Below are 26,091 nucleotides of genomic sequence, written 5' to 3' on the forward strand. Positions count from 1 at the left end.
AAAACCTTAATATAAAAGCATTTTTCAACATCCCACTCCGGAATTCAAAAAGTGGGATGTTGAAGGAGGGATGCTTCAATGAGCCTTGCTGAACGTATCCAAAAAGAGAAAACTAAACCGGCCAAAAAATATCAACGTCCACCGATCTGGGAGGACCCACGGCCGGATCTTGAAGAGGACCATCCCTTGTGGAAGCGGTTTTTGAAACTTGCAACAAACTGGCCGGAAGAAAAAGAAGCGTATGAGTTAACCAGTGTCTTGAATGGCATGCGCTGCGGAGGGACATTGCTGGTTCAAGGTAAGAACGGAGGATATGTCCTCCGTCCCTTGATTGATCCGGAGCGAGGTTGGGCCAGCCAGGAAGATTATGAAGAATTGAGGGACAAGTTTTTAAAACCACACTTTGAGAAGGTAAAGGTAGTGCTAAAACTATTAAACGAGGATGTCAGAGAGGGGAGAATATAGACTCTTGTCTCAAAAAGAATCCACTATCCAGAAAAAGATTGTTGATTACATTAACAGTCTTCCCGGGTGCAAGGCAGTTGTGAATCATGGCTCCGCCTGGCAGGGAGCCGGCCGGCCCGATATCTTTGCCTGCTGCTGGGGCAGGTTCGTTGCCCTGGAAGTTAAAACCGAGACCGGAGAACTGACCCGCCTGCAGATGCATGAATTGTCAAAGTGGATGGATTCAGGTGCAGTGGTTGCCGTGGTAAGAAGTGTGGAGGATGTAAAAAAAATCTTGGGGGAGGAAAAAACAGATGGCTAAAGGATCACTGTCTATTACACTGCAATGTGCATATTGTGGTTCGGAAGAAGTCAAAATGACTATTGGGCAACTTTCGAGACTAAAAAAAGATATTAGATGTAAGTGTGGTAAGTGGCTGGTTAAAGACGGCAAGCTAGGCCACAAACATACGGAAGAGAGGGACAAGCATGGTCACTAAAGTGTCAAGTGCTGCATTGGGTGAAGTAAAGTTCCCAATGGTTGATTCTCCTCCTGGAGAAGTGCATGAATACAAGTTGACTCCTGAGCAGCTGGCTGAGATTCATAAGAAGTATGGCCCGCCAAACAAAAACAAAGGAAAGAAAGGGGCACGCAGTCCGATACTGACTAACTACGAAGCCCATCAGCGGAAGAAACGGAGAAAGAGACAGGGGAAATCTTTCCCGTTGACTAAAGAGGAATATCTAAAGTTGAAAGAGTAAGGCTGGCTGGACAAGCAAATAGCGATCGAAGCAGGGATTGATCCATCATATCTCAGCAGACAGAAAAGAGAGTGGGGGTTGAGCCGGTCAAAAAGGTCAAGCGTGAGGTGATCCTGTGGCAAATCTGGTTATCTTTTGTGATCATTGTGGGCAGCCATTACGGATCCCAGCTGAGATGGAGCGCCTCATGATGCTGTCCTATGCGATAAAGTGTCCGATTTGCTGGTACTGGTCAGGGATTCCGGTTGAACTGAGACGGGATATTGCTGAAAGCATTAACCGAGGGGGTGCTTGAATTGAGGAGAAACCTGACAAGGGCGGAGCGGGAGATGGTGGCCAAAATTGCACCGCGGTTGAATACACGGAACTGGGTGATTCGGAAAAAGACCGATGAGTACCTTGTTCTGCAGCACAAGGAGACGGGGACGAAGAAGGTTATTCCTGTGTGATATGAGCCAAAATATGAAGGGTGGGATTGAAATGCGATCTGCAAGCAAATTAGGTTACCAAAAACCAAAATGTGATAACTGTGGTGGTGAATTGCGGCTTGAAATAGCAAGGGAACGTCTAACCCACTACAAAATTACAAAGAACGGGAAGCAAGGGAAAGCAAGCATTTTTTCAGATAACAAAGGAGAATATTTGAACTGTCCAGAGTGTTGGATATCTTATGATGTCGTTCGTGACGAATATGGGAGGATTTACAAAGACGGAGAAGGCGAGTCAATGTTTATTGTTCCTAACTCACGTATTGTTTGATGATTAACACGCTGCAAAAGCCGAAAAGAGGGGAGAAAGTTAGATGCTATTAGCCTTTCAAATACTTATGTTTATCTTTATTGTCCTGTTTGGAATAGGTGCTATCGGAGATAAAGACAAAAACAATCGGCAATTATTCACCTTAATCACACTTAGCAGCATTGGTGCGTTGATGATCACGTTGATATGGGGTTAGAGTTCTGAACAACCTTTTTGATGGAGGGGGTAGGATATGGCAAAAGCAAAAACCAAAATGGAGCCCAAATTGTTAGAAGAAGTGGCTGCCATTGCAGCAGAAAAAGCACTTGAGTACCTGGAGAAAGAAAAGGAACGGCAGCAAAAGCAGAAACGTGACCGACGCTTACGGAATACCAAGTTGCTGCTTAAACATTACCGGTCCTTTAAGCTGCATTGTGAGGACGTCAAAGCGGAGCTTGAGGAACTTAATGATCCTGAGCTATTGGAAGACTTGGATACCGATGAATTTGCAATAGAATCCGTGAAGCGCAGCAAAGAACGAACCCTGGCTATGGTCAGATTCATTGACCAGATGCTTTTGGTGTATCGGATCATGTGCGAGCAATCGGGCAAACCGGAGGAACTAAGGAGATATAAAACCATCCACATGATGTATATCTCAGACGAGAAAAAAACGGCCGAGGAAATTGCTGAAGGGCACAATATTGATCGTAGAACGGTTTATAAAGATATCAATAATGCCTGCAAAACCTTGTCAGCATTGATTTTTGGGGTTGATGGCATCCGGATGGTTGAATGAATAACGAGGGCACAAAGTGGGCACTTACAAGACACTTTAATCATGTTATTATGATATCAACAAGCAGTGTACACATATTCCGGCCTCTCCCTTCATGGCCACCTGGTGACAACTGTTGCTGGGTGGCTAAATTAATGCAGGAAATTTTCTCCTTTTGTCGAAATAGTGGGAAACGGCGAAGGGAGGGACTAGGGGATGAATGAGTGCGCTAAAAACTTAAAGCGCGTCAATGAAGAAGCCGCTAAAGTTATCAGAGAATTGTATGAGACAAATGACAAGAAAGTTGTTGAAGGCTTGGTTTATGAGTTGGCAAACCGAGTGTATGAGATGGGATTAAAAGACGGTCAAAAAGATTCACGATAAAGCACCCAGCGCGGTGCTTTTTCTTTTGTACAAAGCGAGTGATGACGATGACTAATCCATTCTATAAATCGGCAAAGTGGGAACGAAAGCGAGCTGCCATTTTAAAACGCGACGAATACTTGTGCCAGGAGTGTAAACGATACAATAAATCCACAGAAGCGAATGTGGTCCATCACATTTTTCCTCTTGAACAGTATCCGGAATATGCGTTGGAAAATTGGAATTTAATCAGTCTATGCCATCAATGCCATGAGTGTATGCATGAGAGATATACTGGCAAGCTTTCGCCATTGGGTATGCAGTGGGTGGATAGAGTCAGTCTTAAATACGGCATCGATAAGAAGAAGCTATTTAAAACTGCGAATGGGTATAGTGTGTATCTAGTTTGGGGAAGTCCTGCAAGCGGAAAGACGACATATGTGAAGAAACACCGACGTGATGAGGATATGGTTATTGACCTAGATTTAATTAAGCAAAGTATCAGTATGCAGGGTAAGACCAATACAGGAGAGCACTTACTGCCGGTGGCATTAAGTATTCGAGAACATTTATACAATATGGTGGAGCATCGAGAAATTCCGTGTAATGTATGGGTGGTAGCGGGGTTACCTCGATTAGCGGATAGAGCGAGGTTAATTAAAAGGCTTAAACCAGACGAGGTTTTATTCATGAATGTACCTAAAGAAGAATGCATTCAAAGAGCTCTTAATGATAATGAGCGAGCAGATAAAGAGTTGCAGATACGAATTATCAACAAATGGTTTAATGAGTTTGAACCAGATCCCCCCTCCCTCTATCTCTAAAAATTAGCTTTACGGGGACCGGAGGCGGGCGACCCTTTCCAATAGTGCGCGCCTTCAAAAATTTTTTTTGGAGGTGAGAGACATGGCCAAAGTTCCAAGTAAAGAAACTATTAAACGTCGCACGATTGCAGATATGAGAAAGCTGGGAGTTCATAAACCTCAATATAATCGCCTAATTGACATATATTCTGAGCTTGTGCATCAGTATCTGATTCTCAATAAAGAGTTCGAGGAAAAGGGTTATCGATACGAGGTAATGACCGACCAGGGAGGCTCAAAAAAAGCACCGATCGTTGCGACTTTGGAGAATCTCAGAAAGGATATTTTGGCATACTCCGATCGGCTGTGCCTCAACCCGAAAAGTTTGGAAAATGTTACGGCTGAGACGGGTAAAACATCCGCTCTAGCCTCAGTGCTTAAACAGTTGTCATGAAGCAGCCGAAGAATTATGATACCGTGTTGGAGTATGCCAAGAGTATTGTTGAAGGTCGAAAGATAGCCGGTCATGAAATTATCCAAGCTTGTCAGCGATTTTTAGATGATTTGAATAATCCGGACTATGATTTCCGGACAAAAGACCCGGAGTTTGTTATCGGGGTTATCGAACGGACATTTGTCCATGATAAAGGAGAAGCACTGGATGGTACGCCACTCCGAGGAAAGCCATTCCTCCTTGAACCGTGGCAAAAGTTTATAGTATACAACCTGCTCGGCTTTTGGAAAGCAGGAATAAACGAACGCCGCTACAAAGAGGCGTTTATTTTTATTCCGCGGAAGAACGGGAAGACACGTTTTGTCGCTGCGCTCGCTTGGGCACTAGCGTTGCTTAGTCGCAAGTCCGGAGCGACAATTTACATTACTGCCCATGCGCTTAGACAATCAAAAGAGTCATTTAATTTTATTCTTTACAACCTGAAACGAATGGGCGAAGAAGAAAACTTCCGAATCCTAAACAATAATCAGGAACACAGTATCAGTGGTGATCTTGGCGATGGTTCTATTCATATCGAAGCACTTGCAGCTAATCCGGACCGTCAGGATAGTTTGAATTGCAATATTGCAATAGCAGATGAGTTGCACGCTTATACCCGACCAAAGCAGTACAACATCATCAAAGAAGCTATGAAGGCATACACAAATAAGCTTATGATCGGTATTACGACAGCTGGTGACGACATGAGCAGTTTTTGTTACCAGCGGTTACAATATTGTAAGAAAATACTTGATGGTACTGCTAAAAATGAATCTTATTTCGTGTTCATCGCCAAGGCGGATCAGGACGAACGCGGGAACGTGGATTATACAGACCCGGTACAGCACGAAAAGGCAAACCCGAATTATGGCGTAACTATACGCCCTCAAGATATATTGAATGAAGCGCTTGAGGCACAAGATGATCCGCAGCAACGTAAGGATTTTTTGGCCAAGTCACTCAACATTTACACATCTGCAATGCATGCTTATTTCGATATTAACGAATTTAGATATAGCGATCGTAAATATAAATGGACCATAGATGAGTTGGCCAAACTTAGAATCAACTGGTACGGTGGTGCAGACCTTGCAAAGATGCACGACCTTACCGCAGCAGCATTATACGGTGAATATAAGGACGTTGCGATTGTGATCACACACGCCTGGTTCCCAATTGTTGCCGCTACAGCGAAAGCCGAAGAAGACGGCATTCCGTTATTCGGTTGGAAGGACGATGGTTGGTTGACGATGACCAACACACCGGTGACGAACCACTCCGAAATTGTGAACTGGTTTGTATATATGCGTCGGAAGGGCTTTAAAATTAAACAAATAGGTTTTGACCGCAAGTTTAGTGCTGACTTCTTCCGTGATGCTAAGAAAGCCGGTTTTAAATTGGTGGACGAGCCCCAATATTTTTGGCGCAAGTCGCAAGGGTTTCGACGAATTGAGCAAAAAGCTAAGTCCGGTTTGTTGTATTATTTGCACAGCGAGGCTTATGAATATTGTGTTCAAAACGTTCGTGGCATTGAGAAAACAGATGATATGATCCAGTACGATAAGGTCGATGACAATAAGCGCATCGACCTTTTTGATGCCTCCGTATTTGCTTGTGTCAGATACATCGAAGATACGGATAAAGGTAAAGCGCAAAGCGCATGGCTGAAAGGTGGTGAATCAACAGCGTGAGCAAAAAGAAAAGACAAAGAGCGAGACAACCAACAGAAAAGAGAGAGGAAAACACGTTACTCGGATACTGGCTGAAAGGTGAGGACCTTTCGCTACCGTCAGGCTATGCTCGATTGAGTGAAAATCCTGAGGTGCGTATGGCAGTGGATCGTATCGCGGATTTAGTTTCATCTATGACCATTCATCTAATGCAGAATACAGAAGAAGGGGATATCCGCATACGTAATGAGCTGGCTAAGAAGATTGATATCAATCCATACAGCTTGATGACTCGAAAAGATTGGATGTATTTTATTGTTCACACAATGTTGCTTGAAGGAGATGGGAACTGCATTGTGTTCCCTACTACACGTGATGGCTTACTAGATGAGCTGATTCCGCTACCGGCTTCTATGGTTTCGTTCCCTCCACCGATTCAAAACGGAATTGGCGCAGTGACAAACTATCAAGTGTTAATTCAAGGCCGCCCATATAATCACGACGAGGTGTTGCATTTTCGAATTAATCCTGATCCGAACCGGCCGTGGATTGGACGAGGATATCGTCTTATTTTGAACGATATCATCGGTAATCTTAAGCAAGCAGCTGCAACGAAGAAAGCGTTTATGGGGGATAAGTGGCGTCCTGGTGTTATTGTGATGGTTGATGCTGATTCATCTCAGTTTTCAAGCGATGAAGAGCGGGATAAGCTCATACAACGTTATATTGGCAGCGGAGACAGTGGAAAACCGTGGATTCTTCCGGAAGGGATTATTCGAGTTGAAACCGTAAAACCTTTGAGTCTCCAGGATATTGCCATTCATGAAAGTGTAAATATCGATAAGAAAACGGTGGCAGCCATGTTAGGGGTTCCGCCGTTTTTTGTTGGTGTTGATTCGTTTAATAAAAACGAGTACAACGCTTTTATTCAGACGCGCATACTTCCTCTTGCAAAGGGTATTGAGCAGGAGTTGACCAGAAAATTATTGTATTCTCCAGACCTGTTTTTCCGTTTCAATTCCAGATCGCTGTATTCTTACAGTCTGACCGATTTGGTGACTGCAGGAACAGCGCTTGTTGACCGGAATGCCCTTCGGAGAAATGAGCTTCGCGATTGGATCGGTATGAGTCCTGATCCAGAAATGAAAGACTTAATTGTTCTGGAGAATTATATTCCTGCCGATCTGCTTGGCGAACAAAACAAACTGAAAGATATTAAGAAAGCGCTTGAAGGAGGTGATGGGGATGAGTAGGGAGAAACGCCAAACGCGAAGCATACGAACCGAGCTAAAAACTCGTTCTGAAAAAGATGGTGAAGAGCTGGTTATCGAAGGTTACTTCGCCGTGTTTAACCGCGAGACAGAGCTTTGGCCGGGCGCATTCGAGGAAATTGCACCAGGTGCATTTGACAACACATTATCAAACGATATTCGAGCGCTTATTAATCATGAGACCAGGTTAGTACTGGGAAGGAATAAATCAGGTACGTTGGAACTTCGCGCTGATAATTACGGGTTGTGGGGTAAAGTCAAAATCAATCCGAATGATACTGATGCCATGAATCTATACGAACGCGTTAAGCGCGGAGACGTGGATCAGTGTTCATTCGGGTTTAATATTGTTCGCGAAGAAACAGACTGGCGTGACGACGGTACGGTCAAATGGACGATTACAGAAGTTGATCTCCATGAGGTGTCTGTCGTTACCTTCCCGGCTTACGAGGATACGGGCGTAGCGGCTCGGCAGAAACAAGTCGAGGAACATCGTGAACGCTTACTTAACGCAAAACGACAAAAAATCATTGAAAGGGTGAGGAACGTTGTTAAGACAGTTGGTAATTAGTAAGAAGATTGAACAACGTCAAAATGCTTTAGCTGAATTGTTGGTACAAGAGGAAGATTTTGAAACGCGTGCCAAAGAACTAGAAGCAGCTGCGAATGAAGCAAAAACTGATGAGGAAATTGCTGCCGTGGAAGAAGAAGTCACGAAGCTGGAAGCTCAGAAAAGCGAGCTGGAGGAGAAGAAATCTAAACTACAGGTTGAGATTGCTGATCTTGAAAATGAGCTTGAGCAGCTCAATGCAAAAGAACCGACCGGGGAACAACGGTCAAATCAACAAAAAAGAGGTGGAGAAACTATGCCGAAAGAATACCACATCGCGCAAGTTCGCAAAATGCTAGAAACCGGTGAGTACTATAATCTACAAGAAGTACGTGAGTTTTACGAAAAGTTTAAGAGTCTTCGTACTGTTGCCGGTGGAGAACTTACCATTCCAAACGTTATCATCAATCGTATTTTGGACATCGTTGGGGATTTTACGACATTATATCCTCGCGTCGATAAGATCCGTGTACAAGGCACAGCTCGAATTCTAATTGACACTGACACTTCGCCAGCATCATGGATTGAGATGTCTGACCCAATTCCTACCGGTGAAGTTGGTACAATCACGAAAGTCGATTTTGATGGATTCAAAGTCGGTAAAGTTACATTTGTAGATAACTACTTGCTACAAGATTCGATTATTAACATTGACGACTATGTTGTACGTAAAATCGCGCGTGCAATTGCAAAAGCTCTTGATTTAGCCATCCTTAAGGGAACGGGAAGCGCGGATAAACAACCGGCTGGTATCATTCCGGCTATTCCTGCAGAGAATCAAGCAACGGTTGAGGCTGATAACAAGTTGCTTGTGAATCTTCTTAAGAAGGTGTCGCTTGTTGATACTGGTGATGACAGCTACGGTGAGATTGTGGCCGTTATGAAGCGTCAGACGTATTACAATCGCTTACTGGAATATACAATCAACGTTAACAGCGATGGTAACGTTGTTGGTAAACTGCCAAATCTGACACAGCCAGATTTGTGCGGATTGCCGGTGGTGTTCAATCAAAATATGGACGAAGACAAAGTCATGTTTGGTGTGCTTGAGCAATACACGATGGTCATTCGTGAGGATATTACGATTGACCGTTCTGAACACGTCAAATTTGCTGAAGATCAGATGGCTTTCCGTGGCAAAGGGCGTTTTGATGGTAAGCCTGTAAGACCTAAAGCGTTTGCGCTTGTCACAATTGAAGAGATTCCGGAAGGCTAATTAAAAAATTCGGTTATCCATAACTAGCACTTGAAAGCCGGGTATTAGGTGCCCGGCTTTTTATTTAAAAGAAACGGAGGGTTTACAATGAATAAAGTTTTAAAAACTTTTAGATGTAAAGTGACAAAGAAAATATATAGAGCCGGATCGGTTTATGACGGTGAACGTGCTGAAGAATTGCAAGCCTTAGGATTTGTAGAAGTGCATGAACCGGAGCCTGAATGGCCAAAGCACATTGGTGGGGGCAAATATGAATTGTCTAACGGTGAAACGGTAAAAGGAAAACAGGCAGCATTTACTGCCCAGGCTGAACTAGATGAAACAGTGAATGAGGATGGAGAAAGTCAAGATGCTGATACGCCTGGTGAATAGGGGGCGTTTGCATGGACGAGAATCAAATCGTTGAGCTAACCAAGGCGAGGCTAGGAATAACTTCAACAATTAGAGATTCGTATTTGTCCTGGATTGTAAAAGGTGTGATTAGTGAGCTGGAAAAGGAAAAGGGGATTGTATTACAAGAGAACAACGCCCATCATGTCATGTTTTGCGTGGATTATGCTACATGGAGGTATCAAAACAGAGATAGTGAAGGAGCTATGCCCCGTCATCTGCAGTATAGGATGCGCAACTTGATTATATCGGCGGGAGGTAGTGGTGTGGATGACGTTTGATCATGAATTAACGCTTATCGATGTAGTGCACAGTGAAAATGACATTGGTGACCCCATTACTTATGAAGAGCATACAGACGTTTTGTGTAGTGTGCAATCAGTAACGCGATCTGAACATTATGCTGCAGCGGCTCATGGGTTGCAACCCGAAATCGTATTTGTTGTTAACCAGTACGATTATAACGGGCAAAAATATGCTGAATTTGAAAATCAAAGATACCAGGTGATAAGGGCTTACAAGCCACGTAAAGCTAAAGGTATTGGTGATTTTGAAACGGTTGAGCTTGTATGCAAAGGATGGGTGAACAATGCCACTACCTAAGTCAGTAACTAAGATTAAAAAAGACGGTGTAGAATTCATCTCTAACGTTGATCGGGCACAGTATACGCTTACCGAGTTACAACGTGCTGCACTTCGAGACACTGCCAAATTTATCCGAAAGCGAATTATCCAGAAATTAAAACAATTGCGCGGCATGAGAAGGTCACGGCGAATCTATAACAGTATGCAGTACTGGGTAAGGCGCAAAGAAACGGATCTAATTATCGGGCATAAACACTACACTTGGTACGGCGCACATGGGGAGATTGGTAAAAGAAATCAGCCGCAGCGCAATATTTTGCGTGATGAAGTGTATCAAAACATTGATCAGATTCGGCTTATTCAGGGCAAATATCTTAGCGCTATCGAAAATGATAATCGTGCCAGAGGGTTGATCGATGAAAGCGAGGCAAAGCCAAATGACCCTGAATAGAGTGATTGAGTTGAGAAAAGCGATTAAGGCGGCCATTAAAGAAGTCCATTCGGAAGTTTACTTTGAAAAAGCTACCGATGACTCCCCATACCCATACATCGTTTTTGACTTGCCCAATTCCATTAGTAATGGAGCGCTTGAAAACTTTGTTTTGGAAGTAGAAGGTTGGGATGCACCAACCAATAGCGATACGACTGGACTTGAAATGATGATGGATGCAGTTGACAAAGCATTACAACGTAAGACCTTTGTAATTGCAGACAATTTATTCTTTAGCCTCTACCGAGACGGCAGAGAATCTATTAATGAAAATGACAGCCTGATAAAACGCAGACGCTACACCTACCAAGCCCGTGTATACGGAGAGTGATCCAAATGGCCAAAATGACATGCGCCAGATGTAAAAAAGAGTGGCAGGAGCCGGGATTTCCGCAAACAACAATATGTGATGACTGTCTCAAAAAGGAACAGGAAAACTTTATGGCTAGTGATGATTTTCAGGCCATGGTATATAACATCCTGACTGATGAAGAAATCGAGCTCATTCAGGATGTGGATTGGAACGAACTTAAGTTGATTGCTGCAGAATATATTGCACTGCAGCTGAGATGGAAGCTTTTAAAACTGAAGAAAGGACGTGAATAACCATGCCATTAAAACGGCCGGCAGTACCAAAACCGGAGAATGTCCAGTTGGGTGAGGGCATTCTCGTTTTTAATTTCAATCCGGACAATTGGGATGATCCGGAATCGATTCCGTTTGGTGCGACTCGAGGTGGTGGGCAATATAATGTTGAGCCGACTAACCATTCAATTCGTTTCGACGGCGACCGTGGAGAACATACCAAGGGGCTTAAGCGGCGTACGGAATGGAACATTACTATTACGGCGACTGCTTTGGAGCTTGATCTTGAACAGTTGGCCAGGATTATGCCGGGGACGATTGAAAACGTGACCGGTGGAACATCAGTGCCTGATTACAAAAAATATCGTCCAAAAATCGATTTTGACGACAATGATTACATCAAAAACCTGGCTTATATCACCGAAACAGCTACTGGACAGGTTGTAGCTTATGTGATTGAAAACGTATTGGGTGATGGTGCTCTTACAGCTGCTTTCGCTGATAAGGATGAAGTTGTGGCGGAGACTACCTTCACAGCTCACTTCGATCCAGAGAAAATGGATGAAGTACCGACATATGTTGTGCACTATGACGCATTACCAGAGGTATAGAGGAGCTTAGGGCTCCTCTTTAACTTACCAACGGAAGAAGTCTCCCACTTCTAAACAAAGTGAAAGTGGGAGATGAATGTCGGTTTGACGCCGCCATCAATATCAAAAAGGAAGGGCTGAAACAGTTAGGAATTACCTAACTGGATCTCGAACCGTGGGGCACAAGGGGATCGCTCGGTCAATTTTCCTTCATTGGAAGGGATTACCCGAGAAGCCCCCACCTCTAAGCGTTAGCGTAGGTGGTGGGAGTATGTCACTTTTTTGAGGAGGGGTAAGATGAATACAGAGCAAGTCTTTGATTTGTTGCCTGTTGTAGTAGATATTTACGACAAATTAAATATTGACCGGTATCGTAAAGAACTCCAGAAGAAGTACCAGGGTAAGAAAGTTGATCCAACAGAAGTTGGCATCGAAGTGTTCAAGTATATCCTAAAACACTCAGGCAAGGTGAAAGAGGAATTCTTTCAGATTGTATCAATCGTGGAAAATAGGCCGGTTGAAGAAGTCAAAAAGCAATCCTTCTTAAAAACAATGAACACGATCAAAGAAATTTTTTCCGATCCGGAACTCATGGATTTTTTCAAACAAGCCGGGCAGTAGGGGGATATGAGGAAACACTCTCCCTGCTCCATCAATATTATGACTTTCAATATGTTTTGCGGTTACCAGTTTCAAACATCAATAGGCTGTTGGCTAAAGCATTCAAAAAACGTGAAGAACAAAAAGTTTGGGAAATGTGGGTAGCAAGGTATCCATACATGGATAAAAAGAACTTTATCTCATTCAATGATTTTCTCAAGAAGTTTGAGGCGCCGGTTCATATGCAAACTTCTCTTCAGTCGCCGGATAAATCAGTTCAAGAGCGGTATAAGAAGATGAAAATGAAGATCAAGAAGCCCTCAAAATAAGCGCTTTTTTTCCCAGAAAGCGGGGTGATAGCGTGGAGATTTTTAAGCTGTTTGGCCGGATCATGATCGATGATAAAGAAGCACAAAAAAGTTTGTCCAAAACGGATAAAAATGCCCAAACGCTTGCCCAACGTTTGGGCAGCATGATAAAAACAGCTGCTAAGTGGGGAGCGGCCATTGTTTCTGCGGCTGGTGCTGCTGTGGCTGGCCTGTTTGGTTTGACGTTAAAAGCTACTGAAGCGGCAGATGCCATCGCAAAAGGCGCAGCCCGGATGGGTGTATCTACTGATTTTTACCAAGAACTCACCTACTGGGCCAGCCAAAATGGCATTGCACATGAAAAGATGGAGAAAGCCGTTGGTAGTTTTAATCAACGCCTAGGCTTGGCTATGAACGGCAATGAGAAATATGCCAGCGCTTTACATCGTCTTGGTATTAATTTGGACGAAGTTAGATCTGGGACACTCAGCACGGAAGATGCGTTCACTCGAGCCATCCAGACGCTGTCGGAGATGACCAATGAACATGAGAAAGCAGAGTTGGCAACAGAAATGTTTGGTAGCGCCATAGCCAGGGAATTACTGCCAGCGCTCCAAGATGGCTCATTGAGCATTGACGAAGCGAGGCAAAAAGCACATGAATTAGGTTTGGTTCTGGCTGAGGATCAACTTAGAGCGGCCGAAAAGTTCCAGGATTCGTGGGACACTATCAAACGTTCTTTGGGCGCGGCGGTAACACAAATCGGCCTCGATCTGATGCCCATGTTCCAGACCATGCTCGATTGGGTGCTTGAAAATCTTCCTGCCATCCGGCAAATGTTCACGAGAGTTTCAGAAGGTATACAAACAGCTGTTGGCTGGATAGTCGAAGGCATACAGAGTGTCATCGGATATATACGTGACTGGAGGCAGGCGAACGAAGGCGCATTAAGTGCGATATGGGAACGAATAAGCAGCACTCTTCCAACAATCCTAGAGATCTTCAAAAACATTTTTCGGGCTGTTTGGGAGGTAGTCAAAGTCGCATTTGAGATCATACAGACTATCGTTCAGACTGTGCTTAACCTGGTTGTTCCGTTCATCCAAGCCAAGTTAAAAGATATACAACAGTTTTGGCAGGAGAACGGCCAGCAAATTATGCAAGCCGTTCAGAATGCCTTTAAGTTTATCCAGTCCGTCATTGAATTTGTTATGCCGGCTGTTTTGTTCATTATTAAAATGGTTTGGGGGAGTATTCAAGGCATCTTTAATGGGGCGCTTAATATCATCATGGGCTTACTCAAGACGTTTGCAGGTCTCTTCACCGGAGACTGGAGCAAAATGTGGGAAGGGATTAAGCAATTCCTTGGCGGAGCCCTTCAGTTTATCTGGGGCCTTATACAACTGACACTATTAGGGCGTGTAATGCGTATCGTCAGAAGTTTTGCCACGATGTTAAGAAACGCGATTTCAAGCCCGTTTAACTGGATGAGAGACTTCATAAACACTGTGTTAAGCGCAGTAACGTCCAGGGCCAGCAGTTTTGCCAGCGGATTTGTGAACGCTTTTCGAGCGATTCCGAACGGTATTCGTTCAGTGTTGAACAGTGTGATCAACTTCTTCAATCGTATGATAAGAGGGCTGAATAATTTCAGATTGAATATCCCTTCATGGGTGCCTGGCATGGGCGGAAAATCGTTTGGTATCAATTTGAGGCCTATACCTGCGTTGGCCAAAGGTGGTAATATTGTTCAATCAGGACGTGTACTTGTTGGAGAAGCCGGACCGGAGATTCTTGACCTGCCTCGAGGGGCGAGGGTGACACCGCTTGATCGAATACAAGAAGGTGGGAAAATTGAGGTTCTATTAACTGAACTCATTCAAGCAGTACGTGAAGGGAAAAACATTATTATGGATGATTATTTGGTAGGCAAGATTGTTGAAAAGCACATTACAGAAATTCAAAACAGAAACAGGGAAGTGAGGGAGCGCTTTGCCACTTAAAAACTTAACTTTCAACGGGGTTAGAAAGCCATGGTTGTATTTGTTGGCGGGGAGGCAAAAGGCTCCCTTTGCTCCCATGCGTCGCAATTTACTTACTGTACCAGGAAAACCAGGGGCTTATCTGCAATCATCTGAAGTTGAGCCAGTTGTCATCCATCAACCTATTGGTTTTGACGCGACTGATGATGTGCACGCTTTGCAGCTAAAAGATGAATTGGCCACCTGGCTAATTACAGATGAACCTGTCCCTCTGCAATTTGATGATGAACCCGGACGTACGTATTATGCGGTGGTTCAAAATACTTTAGAAGATTTTACGAGGTTTATGAATTTTAGACAAGGCACAATCCAATTTCTGTGTTTGGATCCCTACTCATATGGTCCAGAACTCACTGCCACCTTCCCATCCGACGTGGTTACGCTCACCAACAACGGCACTGCACCTGCTGATCCGATATTTGAGTTGGAAGTCTTGCAGCCAGTCACGTTTGCTCTCATTCAAAATCAAGAAGATGAATATATGATGATAGGCAAGCCGATTGACATAGATTCAATTGTTGTCGATGAATACGAGCTCATTAAGCACGATACAATGAGCACGACAACGGGATGGACAACAGGCGATCAAGTAGATGGCGGCATTGTGACTGGCGAAATGGTCTCACAAGGTAATAGATTTGTTGCCTCTAGTTTTGGTACAGCTCAGTCTGGATGGCATGGACCAGCTCTCAAAACGAGTCTGTCTGAAACATTACAAGATTTTCGAGTAGAGGCTCTTATTGAAAATATGAACGCAAGTGGTGTAGGGCGAGTTGAGATTTATTTGCTTGATGTGAATAATAATGCAATTGCAAAAATGGCGATGAAAGACACTAGTCTCAGCACTCCTCGTAATTTTGGAGAGATCAGAGCCGGCGGGCTTTCGGATGGGAAGTATATCATTGCCGAAAGTCCGATCACTAGCAGTGGCCGGCTCATGTGGAATGACTTCGATGGTATTGTACGTGTAGAACGTGTCGGTAATGAGTGGCTTGCACATATAGGAAAAATAACTGATGGTCGACATCACTCGCGCAGGACGGTACGTTTTACAGATATTGAAGAAAAATATATGCAGCAGGTCGCTCAGATCCAAGTGCATATAGCTACATCGGGTGGACATACTCCAACCCAGATGAGTATCAAAGATATCAAAGTGTGGAAAGTCAATAAGCTTGAAGATAACGAAATCCCATACATTGCTCATCCCGGGGATGTTATAACATTTGATCATAAGTCAGAAGAATTACTGATCAATGGCGAAGATAGAACGGAGCTAAAGGATTTTGGAGCAACCTATTTCAAGCTGAAACAGGGTTTTAATCAGCTTGTGGTATATCCGAGTGATTCGTTCAATGTCAGTGTGCGATACAGGGAGAGATATCTATGACACTCATACACATCACTGACCAACAAAACGATACAATTTTAGACACAATTAGTGACTTTTGGGAAGACACGCACAAAAAACAACTGGACAACCTTGAAACATTCGACTTTGTGACCTTTGCTGATCAACGGTACTCACAACATCTGAGAGATCGGAATCGCGTCATTATCCCTGCTGAAGATGGCGGGTATATAGAATTTATCATTGAGGAAACGGTTCAGAGAATCAATCGGACAAAGGCTGTCTATTCCACAGCCAGCTATTTGGAACTGAAAAAGCAAAAAGTGATCAGTCCACAAACGCTGAGTGGTCAAACAGCACAGACTGCTGTTTCCTTTGCTCTGTCAGGTACAGAGTGGAAACCAGGTACAATCACCTTTGCTGGTATCCGTACTATTCACATTGAAGAGCACTCCAACCCCTACAGTCTGCTGAAGCGGATTGCAAGCGAATTTAACCTTGAACTGAATTTTCGCGTTGAGATTGACTACAATCGTGTGGTTGGCCGCTATGTTGATTTGGTTGAGCGTGTTGGTAGCTGGCAAGGTCGAGAAGTAACTTTTGGGAAAGATCTAATCGGTATCGAGCGCCGCAAAAAAACAGATCAGATTGTCACGGCCTTGGTTGGTATTGCCCCTGAACGTGAGGACGGCACACGGCTTGAGGTGTTTGTAGAGGACTTGGATGCTCTTCAAAGATGGGGGCGCAACGGAAAACACCTGGTGGAAGTGTATGAACCGCAGTCAACTGATCAGGATATGACAGAGGAACAACTCCGTGAATTGACGCAAAAAGAGCTAGAAAAGCGTGTTAATGCTATCGTCGAGTATGAGATTGATGTTGCTGATCTGGAAAACGTCCCCGGAATGGAGAACAAAAAAATCCGTTTTGGGGATACGCTGAGGATCAAGGACGAAGGGTTCAGTCCGCCTCTTTACCTTGAGGCTCGTGTTCACACGCAAGAGCGTTCGATCAAAGACAAGTCACGAAAGAAAATCATCCTTGGTGACTTTATTGAGTATACGGAAGAAGATGTGAAAGCGATATGGAAAGCGTTGCAGCAAGAAATTGCAAAGAAAGTGTCCATGGCACAGGTGATGCAGGTTACGTATGACAAGGAAACGATTGACCAAAAAGACCAGTCTGTGTACCAGGATTCAACATACTATGCTGACATCCAAGCACAACCAGGAAAAGAAGCCAAACAAAAGATTGACACCGATGTTGGAACTGGGACGATTGAGACAATAGAAGGTGCGCAAGAGAAGATAGACAAAGCAATCGATGAGCTTGAAATTGACGACGGAAAGTTTCCCGACATCGTGCCTCCTGTGCCAACAAACGTACAGGCAACCGGACTTTTTCAAAATGTATCAGTCACATGGGACTATGACCCGACTTCATACATTGCGGCGTATGAAGTCTACGCAAGTGAAACACCGGGATTCACACCTAACCAAACAAACCTAGTTTTCAAAGGAAAAACTGGAGGTTTTGTATACGAAGGTGAAACCAACAAAACATATTATTTCCGCGTCCGCGCTGTCAATCATCACGGAACAGCAAGCGACTTTTCGCCACAAGTGTCCGCATCTACTGTACGCATCGTAGACATAGACATCGAAATGGACGCGGTGACAAGTGAGAAACTTGCCAACCTGGCAGTGACTGCCGAGAAACTAGCGAGTGGAGCGGTAGAAACAGACAAAATAGCACCAGGCGCGGTTATAGAGGAAAAGATAGCCCAAGGTGCTGTTACAGCACAAAAAGTGGCAGAAGAGGCTATCAAGTCAATACACATTGAGACTGGAGCAATCACAAATCCCAAACTGGCCAGCCTTGCTGTAACGGCTGAAAAATTGGCAAGCGGAGCAATAGAAGAAGATAAAATAGCAGATTTGGCCGTAAGCAGCGCTAAAATTCAAGATGCTGCCATCACCAACGCCAAGATTGCGAATGCAGCTGTAGGAACTGCTGCAATTGCTGATTTAGCCGTGACGACAGGAAAAATAAGCAATGCGGCAATAACATCCGCAAAAATTGCAGAAGCCGCGGTAGGAACGGCCGCTATTGCCAACCTTGCTGTTACGACAGCAAAGATAGACAATGCCGCCGTTACCAACGCGAAGATAGCTAATCTAGCTGTAAGCACAGCAAAGATACAGGACGGAGCAATCACAAACGCAAAGATAGCAAATCTTGCAGTTGATACGGCAAAAATAGCAGATGCCGCAATCACAAATGCAAAGATAGCTAGTATCAGTGCCGACAAAATCAACACGGGCACATTAAATGCCAATATTGTCAATATCACAGGTACCCTTACCTCAGTAACTATTGACGTTTCTACAGATGCAAGAGTTGGAAACACACTATATATCGGAGACCCAAATGTCACTACAGTTCAAAAAGCTATTAGTTTCGGTAACGCGGCAACTATACATGCCGATCTTGATGATACAAGGTTGGGCATTCAGGCTTTCGGACGAATTGCACTTAGAGGCGTTGGTTCGCAGGGTGATGTCAATATTCTAGCAGCCAGAAATATCATGATCAGTGCCGGAAGTACGATACAATTCGATGGGCATGTAATTGGCCTAAGAGGATCAGAAATACAAACGGATAGAATTTTCGGACTAACAAATCAAGATCGCGTCAACTTCGGTACAGGAAGTTGCGACTTTGACGTGACTGGTGGACATTTACGCCTAAGACGCTCATCGAATGATTATATACGCGTGATGAACAATCGTTTTGATGTTTTTCTAGGCGGCTCTACAATACTTACAGCCCTTGATGATGGGAGCGTAAACGCAAGCGGGGATTTGAGCGTCGGCAGCAATCAAAAATTTACAGCATATGGAAACACAAACTATAACCCCTTGGAGTTTTATCGTTTCGGTCAACAATTTGCAATACGAATGTTTGGAGATACAACAAGGCTAATCAATAACAGTATTGAGTATATGAGATTGCATCATGGAGACGGAACAGTGCAGATAATGAACAATTTTTCCGTGAGTGGCACTAAGTCCGCCGTTGTTGACACCGAAAACTATGGCCGCCGTCTCATGTACGCCGTGGAGGCGCCCGACAACCGATTTATGGACGTGATAGAGACCACACTAACACCGGGAGAACATTGGGTTGATCTCAACCCGATGTTTGCCGAAACGATCAATGGATATAGCGTATTACCGATAGCGCAAGACGGAGGTAATGTACGCGTTTTGAAACGAGAAAGAAAAAGGTTTAAGTTAAGGGTTTCAGGGCTACTTCCCGTGCGGGTAGCGTGTTGGGTGTACGGCAAGCGTAAGGGTTATGAAGACATTTATATGGAAGAGATATATAACGGATAAGAGGAGGAAATTATAAATGAGCCAACAACTGAGCATTGATGCAAATAAGGTGATTGACAATCTAACAACACAGGTAGGGATACAAACGAGCAACTATGCTAAACAAGTTGCACTGTTGCAGGCTCAGGTCCAGCAACTGCAGCAAGAGAACACCGAGCTAAAAAAGAAGCTAGAAGAACATCTGGAAAACAAAGACGCCAAGAAGTAGGCGTTTTTTATTTTTGCCGGAAAGGGGGTGATATGACGAGATCCGAAGCACAAATGTATCTGGACCGTACCAACTGGTACGAGCTGAGAAGATACGTGACCGGGGAGCCGGTTCCTAGAGATGTGGAGAAAAAGAGAGAAGAAGCATACGAAGTGTTAAAGAAAGGAGAGGATGATTAATGCAAAAAACAGACACGTTCTATACCTTTGTGTTAGGAGGCGGCGCGGCAAGCGCTGCTTTTTTACTTGGAGGCATTGACCATCTTGTTGTGGCATTGGCCATCTTCATGGCCATTGATTTTGTCACGGGCCTCTTTGCCGGGACAAGGAAAACAGGAACAAGTTCAAAGCGGGCGTTCCGTGGGATTGTGAAAAAAGGGGCAATGATTGGACTGGTGATCGTTGCTCATCAGCTTGATATTATTGCTGGCACAACGGATGCACAATTTTTGAGAAACTCAATGATCCTTTTTCTGATTGCCGTGGAAGGCATCAGCATCATAGAAAACATGGAAAGATTAGGTGTGCCGATTCCGTCTTTTCTGTACAAGCATTTTGAGCAGATGAAAGATGAGAATGGAAAGGGTGAAAAATAATGCCTTATCGCAAAGAGTTTATTAGCAAAATTGCTAACTTGGCAGTGGAAAACAGGAATAAAACCGGGGTGTTAGCCTCTATTGTAATAGCTCAGGCAATCCTGGAATCTAATTGGGGAAGGAGCCAGTTGACAGTCCAAGCGAACAACCTTTTTGGCATCAAAGGCAGCTATAATGGCCAATATGTAACCATGCCCACCAGGGAGTGGAGCAAGGAAAAGGGTTGGCATACAGTCAATGCACGGTTCCGCAAGTACCCATCATGGAAAGAATCGATTGAGGACCACACTAGGTTGTTTGTGAACGGCGTCAGCTGGAATCGGAATCTGTACAAGCCTGTACTGGAGGCTAAAAACTACCGAGAAGCTGCCCAGGCTCTCCAGGGGACATATGCTACGGATCCACAGTATGCTCAGAAGCTAATCAACCTTATTGAGAGCTATAAACTTCACCAATATGACAATGAGAAGCAGCCTAAGTCAGAGACAAGGCCGAAACCACAGCCCCAAACTCAGCAGACAAGTGGACAGGCCCCAAGTTATCACGGGTTTTATTATACTATCCGGCGCGGAGATACGCTGAGCCAACTTGCCCAGCGTTTTGCTGTACCGATGAGCTTTTTGCAAGGTTTCAACGACATCAAAAACCCGAACCTGATCATTGCCGGCCGTCAGCTTTATGTACCTAAAAGCTACACGATCAAGCCAGGCGACACATTGAGCCAACTGGCAAGACGCAGCCCGAAAAATTATAGAGAATTGGCCAGGATAAACGGAATCAGCAACCCGGATCGAATCATAGCTGGGCATAGTATTTATCTGTAATACATGCCTTCACCCCTTGCACTGGGGTGGAGGCTATTTATTTTTTATGGAAAAGGAGGAAAAATTTTTTACTCAAGCTGTTTACATATGTTAATAGTTATGGTATAATAAAGTTAAGGAAGGAGGTGAACAAAAGGTGGATGTGATACGCGATATCATGGCCACGATTGCAGCCGGATTGCTCGCCTACAAAACCATCCTAGAGATCCGGCAAATGAAAAAGCGCTCCTCCGATGAGGAACGCTAAGCACCAACGGGGAGGGTAACCTCCCCAACCCTACAAATATTATACCACATCCACCAGAAAAATATGAGACTAAGTTCAAGTGACCTACTCTTGATGTTTCTGTTCCTGATTGTCTTGATCGATATTGATTTCAGCCGTTGGACACATTACTTGGTGTTATTGACCGGCGGGATTTGGTTAGGGTTATTTGTTTATAAAGCGTATCTTAGCAGAAAGGGATAAATGCTCATGTATCAGTTTAAAGATCGTGATGATTTGAGAAAGTTTATCCAGGAGAATGTTTTAAACTCTTCTGAGGCCCGGGAGTTCTTGGAGATCTCCCGGGTGCGCCTCAGTCAGATGATTTCAGACGGGAAGCTTGAACCAATCAAAAAGCTGCCAAAGGATTCGCTTTTCTTGAAAGCTGATTTGGAAGAGAAGAAGAAGGAACTGGAGGCACTGCGGAAAAAATACAGGCCGTATGATTAGCCCTCACCCTCGTGGTGGGGGTTATTTTTTGGGAAAAGAGGAAAAATTTTTATTATATCTATTGACTTAAGTGATAAGGTATAGTATAATAAAAGTAAGAAAGGAGGTGATGGAGTGCTGGAGAAAATAGAAACGCTCTTGCGAATCCTCTTCTACATTGCAACGATAGCCTGGATCGTGAAGCAATGGAGAGAACGCAAGAGCGAATGAACTATTGGGCGGCTTAGCCGCCCTCCCTAAAAACATTATATCATATCTCCAGCCAAATTATAATGAACAAAACATTTTTGATGATTTTAGTCACTGGTGCAACAATAGGTTTACAACAAGTCTGGACGAACTTTTTTACTACGGTTTTAATGGTGTTGATGATAGTGATTACTTTGTTTTTCATCATTAAAAACTGGTCCACAAAGGGGAGCAGGTAGTATGTACAAATTCGAGACCAGGGATGAGTTGATTCAATTTATACGGGAGCAGGTCATGACATCTGCCGAGGCAGTTGAGTATCTGGGCGTGACTCGGCAGACTCTCAATTCTTTGGTGCAGCGTGGAAAACTGCATCCGGTCAAAGAGCTGAAAAGGGATCGACTGTTCTTGCGATCGGATCTGGAAGCGCGCAAGAAGGAATCGAGCGAGCTGCGAAAAAAATACCGTCCTTATGACAGCTAGTCCACTTGATGAGGTGGGCTAGCTGTCATATTACTTGCCTACGAAATGTGTGCCAAGTGTGTGCCAAACGCGTGCCGAAAGTTTAAATATAAGCCTAATATACAATCTTTCACAATCGTTGAAAATGCTTATATATCAAGGTTTTTTTGCTTTTAACCATCCTTATGCTTACCTACCTTATCCCCATGGTAAGGAAGAGGTCGCCGGTTCAAGTCCGGCAGGAAGCTCCATACATATTGTAGCCTCAAACCCTTGCGTAGCAAGGGTTTTTTACTTTAATCCATCATAAACCACCTTATCATTGCGTACTATGTAGCATTGTCGCTAGGACTGAGTAATATGTAATGAGGTGGTGTGAGAGATGGATGTGCTAAGATACATTGTCCAAGAAGCTTATATTGTTATCCCGGCACTGTGGGTGATTGGGATGTTTCTGAAGAAAACGCCCAGCTTTGCAGACTGGGCCATTGTATGGGTGTTGCTCCTTGTGGGTATCACCTTTACTGTGGCACTGTTAGGGCCTGGCATCGAATCGGTGATCCAGGGGATCTTAGTGACAGGTGCTGCTGTATTTGGCCATCAGCTGGTTAAGCAAACGAAGGAAGGAATAAAAAAATGAGTTTCCCCGCACGGGGCCAAAGTTAAAAGGCAGTGGGATTTGTGACCCATGCCTTTTTCATTGCTATCAAATCTACATCTGTTCCAGACGTTCAATGCGGCTTTCTATGGGAGGATGGGTGGCGAACCAGTGCACTTTGTACTTCCGCCTGCGCTTTTGCGCCAAAGGATGCACGATATACATCGCTGCCGTTGCCTCATTGGCCCGCTTAACATCAAGGCCTGATTGACTGATTTTGATCAGTGCATTTTTTAAACCAAGCGGGTTACGGGTTAATTCAACGGCTGAGGCGTCAGCCAAATACTCCCTGTTTCTGGAAACCGCAAAATGAACAAACTGGGCGGCCAGTGGTGCCAGTATAATCAGGAGCAGAGCAACGATATACAGGGCGGGATGTGACTTATTGTTTCTTTTTCCTCTCTCGTAAAACAACATTCTTGATCCGATGTCCGCAATGAAGATAATGACGCCAACCAGGGCAATGGAGATGGTCATCAAGCGGATATCGTAATTGCGGATATGTGCAATCTCATGGGCAGCCAACCCGGTAAGCTCTTCACGATTTAAACGTTTAAGCAATCCTGTGGTGAAAGCTACCGCACCGTTTTCCGGTTTAATCCCGGTAGCAAAAGCATTGGGAGCTTCATCAGGGATAATATACACTTTGGGCATGGGAATCCGGGCGGCTAGCGCCATTTCCTCCACGATATTGTACAGCATGGGATGGTCTGCTTTGCTGATCTCTTTTGCTCCAGCCATGCTTAACACTTGAGAGGTGGCACTCAAGTACGTGATAGGTAAGTAGAAACCTAAAATGATAGCGGCAAGAATGATGCCCGAAAGATAATCACCGGTTAAGAGCAGACCAACCGCAGCTCCGATCCCTAACACAAGGGCACCAAAGAGCAGCATGAGGAATATGGTGCGGCGTTTGTTTTGTTCAATCTGCTTAAAGAGCATGAAAGTGCCCCCTTAGAATTTAACGGTAGGAACTTCCCGTTCAGCTTCGGGAATGGACAGTTGCTGCTGTGCTTCAAAATTAAACATGGAGGCAATCATGTTAGTCGGGAAAGATTCACGCTTGATGTTATACTCGGCCACAGTTTTATTGTACAGCTGTCTGGCATAAGCAATTTTATTTTCAGTGGCCGTCAATTCTTCTTGCAGCTGCAAGAAATTTTGATTGGCCTTCAGATCAGGATAGGCTTCGGCTAAGGCAAAAATCGACTTTAAAGCCCCTTCAAGCATATTATCTGCTTCGATTCTTTCTTGCGGTGTGCCGCTTAACAATTGACTTCTTGCTTTAATCACCCGGTCCAGTGTCTCCTGCTCGTGCTTGGCATATCCTTTGACTGTCTCCACGAGGTTGGGAATAAGATCATGTCTTCGCTTTAACTGGACATCGATCTGGCTCCAGGCTTCCTTTACCCAATTGCGGTATTTGACTAAGCTGTTATATGAGATAATCACATAACCGACAATAAGGATGAGCACAACAATCCCAATGAGTATTTCCGTCTGTTCGTCCCCTTTACTCAATTTAGATATATATTAATCATACCATAACTCGCCTCTCGAGGGCGTGCCTGAACAGACCAATTACCCAAGATTCTTAGCTTGTTTAAATTGTATGAAAACAGCCGTCCCTCTTTACAAACGGGAAAGTGCTATTTATAATAATAGCGTCTGAAATCATACTTCTCTTTTGTGTGGCCCGTTGGTGAAGCGGCTTAACACACCGGCCTTTCACGCCGGCATTCAGGGGTTCGAATCCCCTACGGGTCACCATTTTTATTTTTCGAATACATATGATGTATAGAATATATGAACCGCCCTTCCTGTTTAAGCAGGAAGGTTTTTTTGTTTTGGCTTGGTTTTTTTGCTTGGTTAAAGAGCTTCCGTGTAAAGCGCACCAAACGTGGATAGTATATATATACAGAAAAGTGTCGAGTTGAGTCACGTTCTTGAAAGGGGATACAATAGGGGCAAAGTACCAAATGGAGGGAGAGCCAGCCATGAACCGCAACATATGTATTCTGGGGGTCCCCATGGATCTGGGGCAAGGACGGCGCGGTGTCGATATGGGACCCAGCGCCATACGCTATGCCCAGGTTAAAGAGCGTCTGGGGAAACTGGGCTATGATGTCCAAGATCTGGGAGATATCCCGGTCCCCAGCATAGAAGAAAGAACGGCTAATGAATTAAATCTTAAATGCTTGAATGAAGTGGTTCAGGTTAATCAAGTCTTGGCCGAGAGAGTGAGCGAAATTGTGGGAGGGGGCCGCTTCCCCTTGGTTTTAGGAGGGGACCACAGCATTGCCATCGGCACCATTGCCGGGGTGGCCAAGCATGTCCAGCGGCTGGGTGTGATCTGGTACGATGCCCACGGTGATTTGAACACGGGTGAAACGTCTCCATCCGGCAATATTCACGGGATGTCTCTGGCTGTCAGCTTGGGCATTGGGCACGAGAAGCTGACGGGGATTGGCGGCTATGCGCCCAAGATCAGGCCGGAGAATGTGGTGATTATCGGGGCCAGACAACTGGATGAAGGCGAGAAGCTGCTGATTCGGGAAATTGGGCTGAAAGTATATACCATGCATGAGGTAGATCGCTTAGGTATGACCAGAGTGATGGAGGAAGCCATTAGTCATGTGACACAAGGAACAGATGGTGTTCACCTCAGTTTGGATTTGGATGGGCTTGATCCCCATGATGCCCCCGGGGTAGGGACCCCTGTCACCGGTGGTCTGACGTACCGGGAGAGCCACCTGGCCATGGAAATGCTGGCTGAAGCGGAGATTATCACTTCTGCTGAGTTTGTGGAAGTCAATCCCATTTTGGACCATAGTAATAAAACAGCCAAAGTAGCGGTAGCGTTCATGGGTTCATTATTTGGTGAAAAACTGCTGTAAATATACTATAATGGAAAAGGCACGGTATGTGGCCGTGCCTTATTCTCATGGGACAT

The 26,091-nt window shown here is 44.5% G+C and carries 36 protein-coding genes and 1 tRNA gene; 35 read left to right on the forward strand and 2 right to left on the reverse strand.

The window, feature by feature from the left end; translation table 11 throughout:
• Positions 1-78: 78 nt before the first annotated feature.
• From J2S00_RS15015 to J2S00_RS15175, 33 genes are all read left to right on the forward strand, one after another.
• Entirely contained in the window at positions 79-465 is a 387-nt protein-coding gene (locus J2S00_RS15015; protein ID WP_307341542.1) for a hypothetical protein, read from the forward strand.
• A 4-nt stretch (positions 466-469) separates the two neighbouring features.
• Entirely contained in the window at positions 470-766 is a 297-nt protein-coding gene (locus J2S00_RS15020; RefSeq protein WP_307341545.1) for a VRR-NUC domain-containing protein, read from the forward strand.
• Positions 759-944, forward strand: a complete 186-nt coding sequence (locus tag J2S00_RS15025; RefSeq protein WP_307341548.1) for a hypothetical protein — start codon at positions 759-761, stop codon at positions 942-944. The genes J2S00_RS15020 and J2S00_RS15025 overlap by 8 nt, the downstream gene beginning before the upstream one ends.
• On the forward strand, positions 934-1,206 hold the full coding sequence (locus J2S00_RS15030; protein WP_307341552.1) for a hypothetical protein: 273 nt from the start codon (positions 934-936) through the stop codon (positions 1,204-1,206). Before J2S00_RS15025 ends, J2S00_RS15030 begins: the two co-directional genes overlap by 11 nt.
• Before the next feature lie 296 nt (positions 1,207-1,502).
• Positions 1,503-1,655, forward strand: a complete 153-nt coding sequence (locus tag J2S00_RS15035; RefSeq protein ID WP_307341554.1) for a DUF6906 family protein — start codon at positions 1,503-1,505, stop codon at positions 1,653-1,655.
• Position 1,656: 1 nt separating this feature from the next.
• The gene (locus J2S00_RS15040; protein ID WP_307341557.1) at positions 1,657-1,965 is read left to right on the forward strand and encodes a hypothetical protein; all 309 of its coding nucleotides are present in this window, start codon (positions 1,657-1,659) and stop codon (positions 1,963-1,965) included.
• Positions 1,966-2,197: 232 nt separating this feature from the next.
• The gene (locus tag J2S00_RS15045; RefSeq protein WP_307341560.1) at positions 2,198-2,743 is read left to right on the forward strand and encodes an HTH domain-containing protein; all 546 of its coding nucleotides are present in this window, start codon (positions 2,198-2,200) and stop codon (positions 2,741-2,743) included.
• Between the two features lie 195 nt (positions 2,744-2,938).
• The gene (locus J2S00_RS15050; protein ID WP_307341563.1) at positions 2,939-3,106 is read left to right on the forward strand and encodes a hypothetical protein; all 168 of its coding nucleotides are present in this window, start codon (positions 2,939-2,941) and stop codon (positions 3,104-3,106) included.
• A gap of 41 nt (positions 3,107-3,147) precedes the next feature.
• A complete protein-coding gene (locus J2S00_RS15055; RefSeq protein WP_307341565.1) occupies positions 3,148-3,909 on the forward strand; it encodes an AAA family ATPase in 762 nt (253 codons plus the stop codon).
• A gap of 82 nt (positions 3,910-3,991) precedes the next feature.
• The gene (locus J2S00_RS15060) at positions 3,992-4,342 is read left to right on the forward strand and encodes a P27 family phage terminase small subunit (RefSeq protein WP_307341568.1); all 351 of its coding nucleotides are present in this window, start codon (positions 3,992-3,994) and stop codon (positions 4,340-4,342) included.
• Complete coding sequence (locus tag J2S00_RS15065) at positions 4,339-6,072, forward strand: terminase large subunit (protein WP_307341571.1); 1,734 nt, start codon at positions 4,339-4,341, stop codon at positions 6,070-6,072. The genes J2S00_RS15060 and J2S00_RS15065 overlap by 4 nt, the downstream gene beginning before the upstream one ends.
• Positions 6,069-7,304, forward strand: coding sequence for a phage portal protein (locus J2S00_RS15070; RefSeq protein WP_307341574.1), 1,236 nt, complete (start codon positions 6,069-6,071; stop codon positions 7,302-7,304). The genes J2S00_RS15065 and J2S00_RS15070 overlap by 4 nt, the downstream gene beginning before the upstream one ends.
• Positions 7,297-7,893, forward strand: coding sequence for an HK97 family phage prohead protease (locus J2S00_RS15075; protein WP_307341576.1), 597 nt, complete (start codon positions 7,297-7,299; stop codon positions 7,891-7,893). The genes J2S00_RS15070 and J2S00_RS15075 overlap by 8 nt, the downstream gene beginning before the upstream one ends.
• Positions 7,871-9,148, forward strand: coding sequence for a phage major capsid protein (locus tag J2S00_RS15080; RefSeq protein ID WP_307341579.1), 1,278 nt, complete (start codon positions 7,871-7,873; stop codon positions 9,146-9,148). Before J2S00_RS15075 ends, J2S00_RS15080 begins: the two co-directional genes overlap by 23 nt.
• An 87-nt stretch (positions 9,149-9,235) precedes the next feature.
• Entirely contained in the window at positions 9,236-9,520 is a 285-nt protein-coding gene (locus J2S00_RS15085) for a hypothetical protein (protein ID WP_307341582.1), read from the forward strand.
• A gap of 11 nt (positions 9,521-9,531) precedes the next feature.
• Positions 9,532-9,819 (forward strand): hypothetical protein, encoded by a 288-nt coding sequence (locus tag J2S00_RS15090; protein ID WP_307341585.1) that lies wholly within the window; start codon positions 9,532-9,534, stop codon positions 9,817-9,819.
• Positions 9,809-10,141: a phage head completion protein gene (locus J2S00_RS15095; RefSeq protein ID WP_307341588.1), complete on the forward strand. Its 333-nt coding sequence runs from the start codon at positions 9,809-9,811 to the stop codon at positions 10,139-10,141. The genes J2S00_RS15090 and J2S00_RS15095 overlap by 11 nt, the downstream gene beginning before the upstream one ends.
• On the forward strand, positions 10,128-10,574 hold the full coding sequence (locus J2S00_RS15100; RefSeq protein ID WP_307341591.1) for a hypothetical protein: 447 nt from the start codon (positions 10,128-10,130) through the stop codon (positions 10,572-10,574). The genes J2S00_RS15095 and J2S00_RS15100 overlap by 14 nt, the downstream gene beginning before the upstream one ends.
• Before the next feature lies 1 nt (position 10,575).
• Complete coding sequence (gene gp17 / locus J2S00_RS15105; RefSeq protein WP_307341592.1) at positions 10,576-10,944, forward strand: tail completion protein gp17; 369 nt, start codon at positions 10,576-10,578, stop codon at positions 10,942-10,944.
• 5 nt (positions 10,945-10,949) lie between these two features.
• Positions 10,950-11,219 carry a hypothetical protein gene (locus J2S00_RS15110; protein ID WP_307341595.1) on the forward strand — a complete coding sequence of 90 codons (270 nt, stop codon included), beginning with the start codon at positions 10,950-10,952 and terminating at the stop codon, positions 11,217-11,219.
• 2 nt (positions 11,220-11,221) lie between these two features.
• Positions 11,222-11,809, forward strand: a complete 588-nt coding sequence (locus tag J2S00_RS15115; RefSeq protein ID WP_307341599.1) for a hypothetical protein — start codon at positions 11,222-11,224, stop codon at positions 11,807-11,809.
• Between the two features lie 276 nt (positions 11,810-12,085).
• Positions 12,086-12,409, forward strand: a complete 324-nt coding sequence (locus J2S00_RS15120) for a hypothetical protein (protein WP_307341602.1) — start codon at positions 12,086-12,088, stop codon at positions 12,407-12,409.
• Positions 12,410-12,498: 89 nt separating this feature from the next.
• A complete protein-coding gene (locus tag J2S00_RS15125; protein WP_307341605.1) occupies positions 12,499-12,717 on the forward strand; it encodes a hypothetical protein in 219 nt (72 codons plus the stop codon).
• A 32-nt stretch (positions 12,718-12,749) separates the two neighbouring features.
• Positions 12,750-14,699, forward strand: coding sequence for a phage tail protein (locus J2S00_RS15130; protein ID WP_307341607.1), 1,950 nt, complete (start codon positions 12,750-12,752; stop codon positions 14,697-14,699).
• A complete protein-coding gene (locus J2S00_RS15135) occupies positions 14,689-16,128 on the forward strand; it encodes a distal tail protein Dit (protein WP_307341609.1) in 1,440 nt (479 codons plus the stop codon). The genes J2S00_RS15130 and J2S00_RS15135 overlap by 11 nt, the downstream gene beginning before the upstream one ends.
• Entirely contained in the window at positions 16,125-19,487 is a 3,363-nt protein-coding gene (locus tag J2S00_RS15140; RefSeq protein ID WP_307341613.1) for a phage tail spike protein, read from the forward strand. Before J2S00_RS15135 ends, J2S00_RS15140 begins: the two co-directional genes overlap by 4 nt.
• Before the next feature lie 16 nt (positions 19,488-19,503).
• Positions 19,504-19,695, forward strand: a complete 192-nt coding sequence (locus J2S00_RS15145) for a hypothetical protein (RefSeq protein ID WP_307341616.1) — start codon at positions 19,504-19,506, stop codon at positions 19,693-19,695.
• Between the two features lie 32 nt (positions 19,696-19,727).
• Positions 19,728-19,874: a hypothetical protein gene (locus tag J2S00_RS15150; RefSeq protein WP_307341618.1), complete on the forward strand. Its 147-nt coding sequence runs from the start codon at positions 19,728-19,730 to the stop codon at positions 19,872-19,874.
• Positions 19,874-20,290, forward strand: coding sequence for a phage holin family protein (locus tag J2S00_RS15155; protein WP_307341621.1), 417 nt, complete (start codon positions 19,874-19,876; stop codon positions 20,288-20,290). Before J2S00_RS15150 ends, J2S00_RS15155 begins: the two co-directional genes overlap by 1 nt.
• Positions 20,290-21,114 carry a glucosaminidase domain-containing protein gene (locus tag J2S00_RS15160; RefSeq protein ID WP_307341624.1) on the forward strand — a complete coding sequence of 275 codons (825 nt, stop codon included), beginning with the start codon at positions 20,290-20,292 and terminating at the stop codon, positions 21,112-21,114. The genes J2S00_RS15155 and J2S00_RS15160 overlap by 1 nt, the downstream gene beginning before the upstream one ends.
• Before the next feature lie 475 nt (positions 21,115-21,589).
• Positions 21,590-21,829: a DNA-binding protein gene (locus J2S00_RS15165; RefSeq protein WP_307341627.1), complete on the forward strand. Its 240-nt coding sequence runs from the start codon at positions 21,590-21,592 to the stop codon at positions 21,827-21,829.
• A gap of 429 nt (positions 21,830-22,258) precedes the next feature.
• Entirely contained in the window at positions 22,259-22,501 is a 243-nt protein-coding gene (locus J2S00_RS15170) for a helix-turn-helix domain-containing protein (RefSeq protein WP_307341630.1), read from the forward strand.
• Between the two features lie 361 nt (positions 22,502-22,862).
• Entirely contained in the window at positions 22,863-23,120 is a 258-nt protein-coding gene (locus J2S00_RS15175; protein ID WP_307341633.1) for a phage holin family protein, read from the forward strand.
• A 72-nt stretch (positions 23,121-23,192) separates the two neighbouring features.
• Here the strand turns inward: J2S00_RS15175 and htpX are convergent, their stop codons facing one another.
• A complete protein-coding gene (htpX, locus tag J2S00_RS15180; protein ID WP_307341636.1) occupies positions 23,193-24,080 on the reverse strand; it encodes a zinc metalloprotease HtpX in 888 nt (295 codons plus the stop codon).
• A gap of 12 nt (positions 24,081-24,092) precedes the next feature.
• Positions 24,093-24,632 (reverse strand): LemA family protein, encoded by a 540-nt coding sequence (locus J2S00_RS15185; protein WP_370875885.1) that lies wholly within the window; start codon positions 24,630-24,632, stop codon positions 24,093-24,095.
• 199 nt (positions 24,633-24,831) lie between these two features.
• On the opposite strand from J2S00_RS15185, the gene J2S00_RS15190 reads away from it, so the two are divergent.
• Together J2S00_RS15190 and rocF are read left to right on the forward strand one after the other, a co-directional pair.
• A tRNA-Glu gene (locus tag J2S00_RS15190) sits at positions 24,832-24,908 on the forward strand.
• 227 nt (positions 24,909-25,135) lie between these two features.
• Complete coding sequence (rocF, locus tag J2S00_RS15195) at positions 25,136-26,035, forward strand: arginase (protein ID WP_307341641.1); 900 nt, start codon at positions 25,136-25,138, stop codon at positions 26,033-26,035.
• The last annotated feature ends 56 nt before the right edge of the window (positions 26,036-26,091 follow it).

The sequence above is a fragment of the Caldalkalibacillus uzonensis genome (assembly GCF_030814135.1).
GTDB classification, from domain to species: Bacteria; Bacillota; Bacilli; order Caldalkalibacillales; family Caldalkalibacillaceae; genus Caldalkalibacillus; species Caldalkalibacillus uzonensis.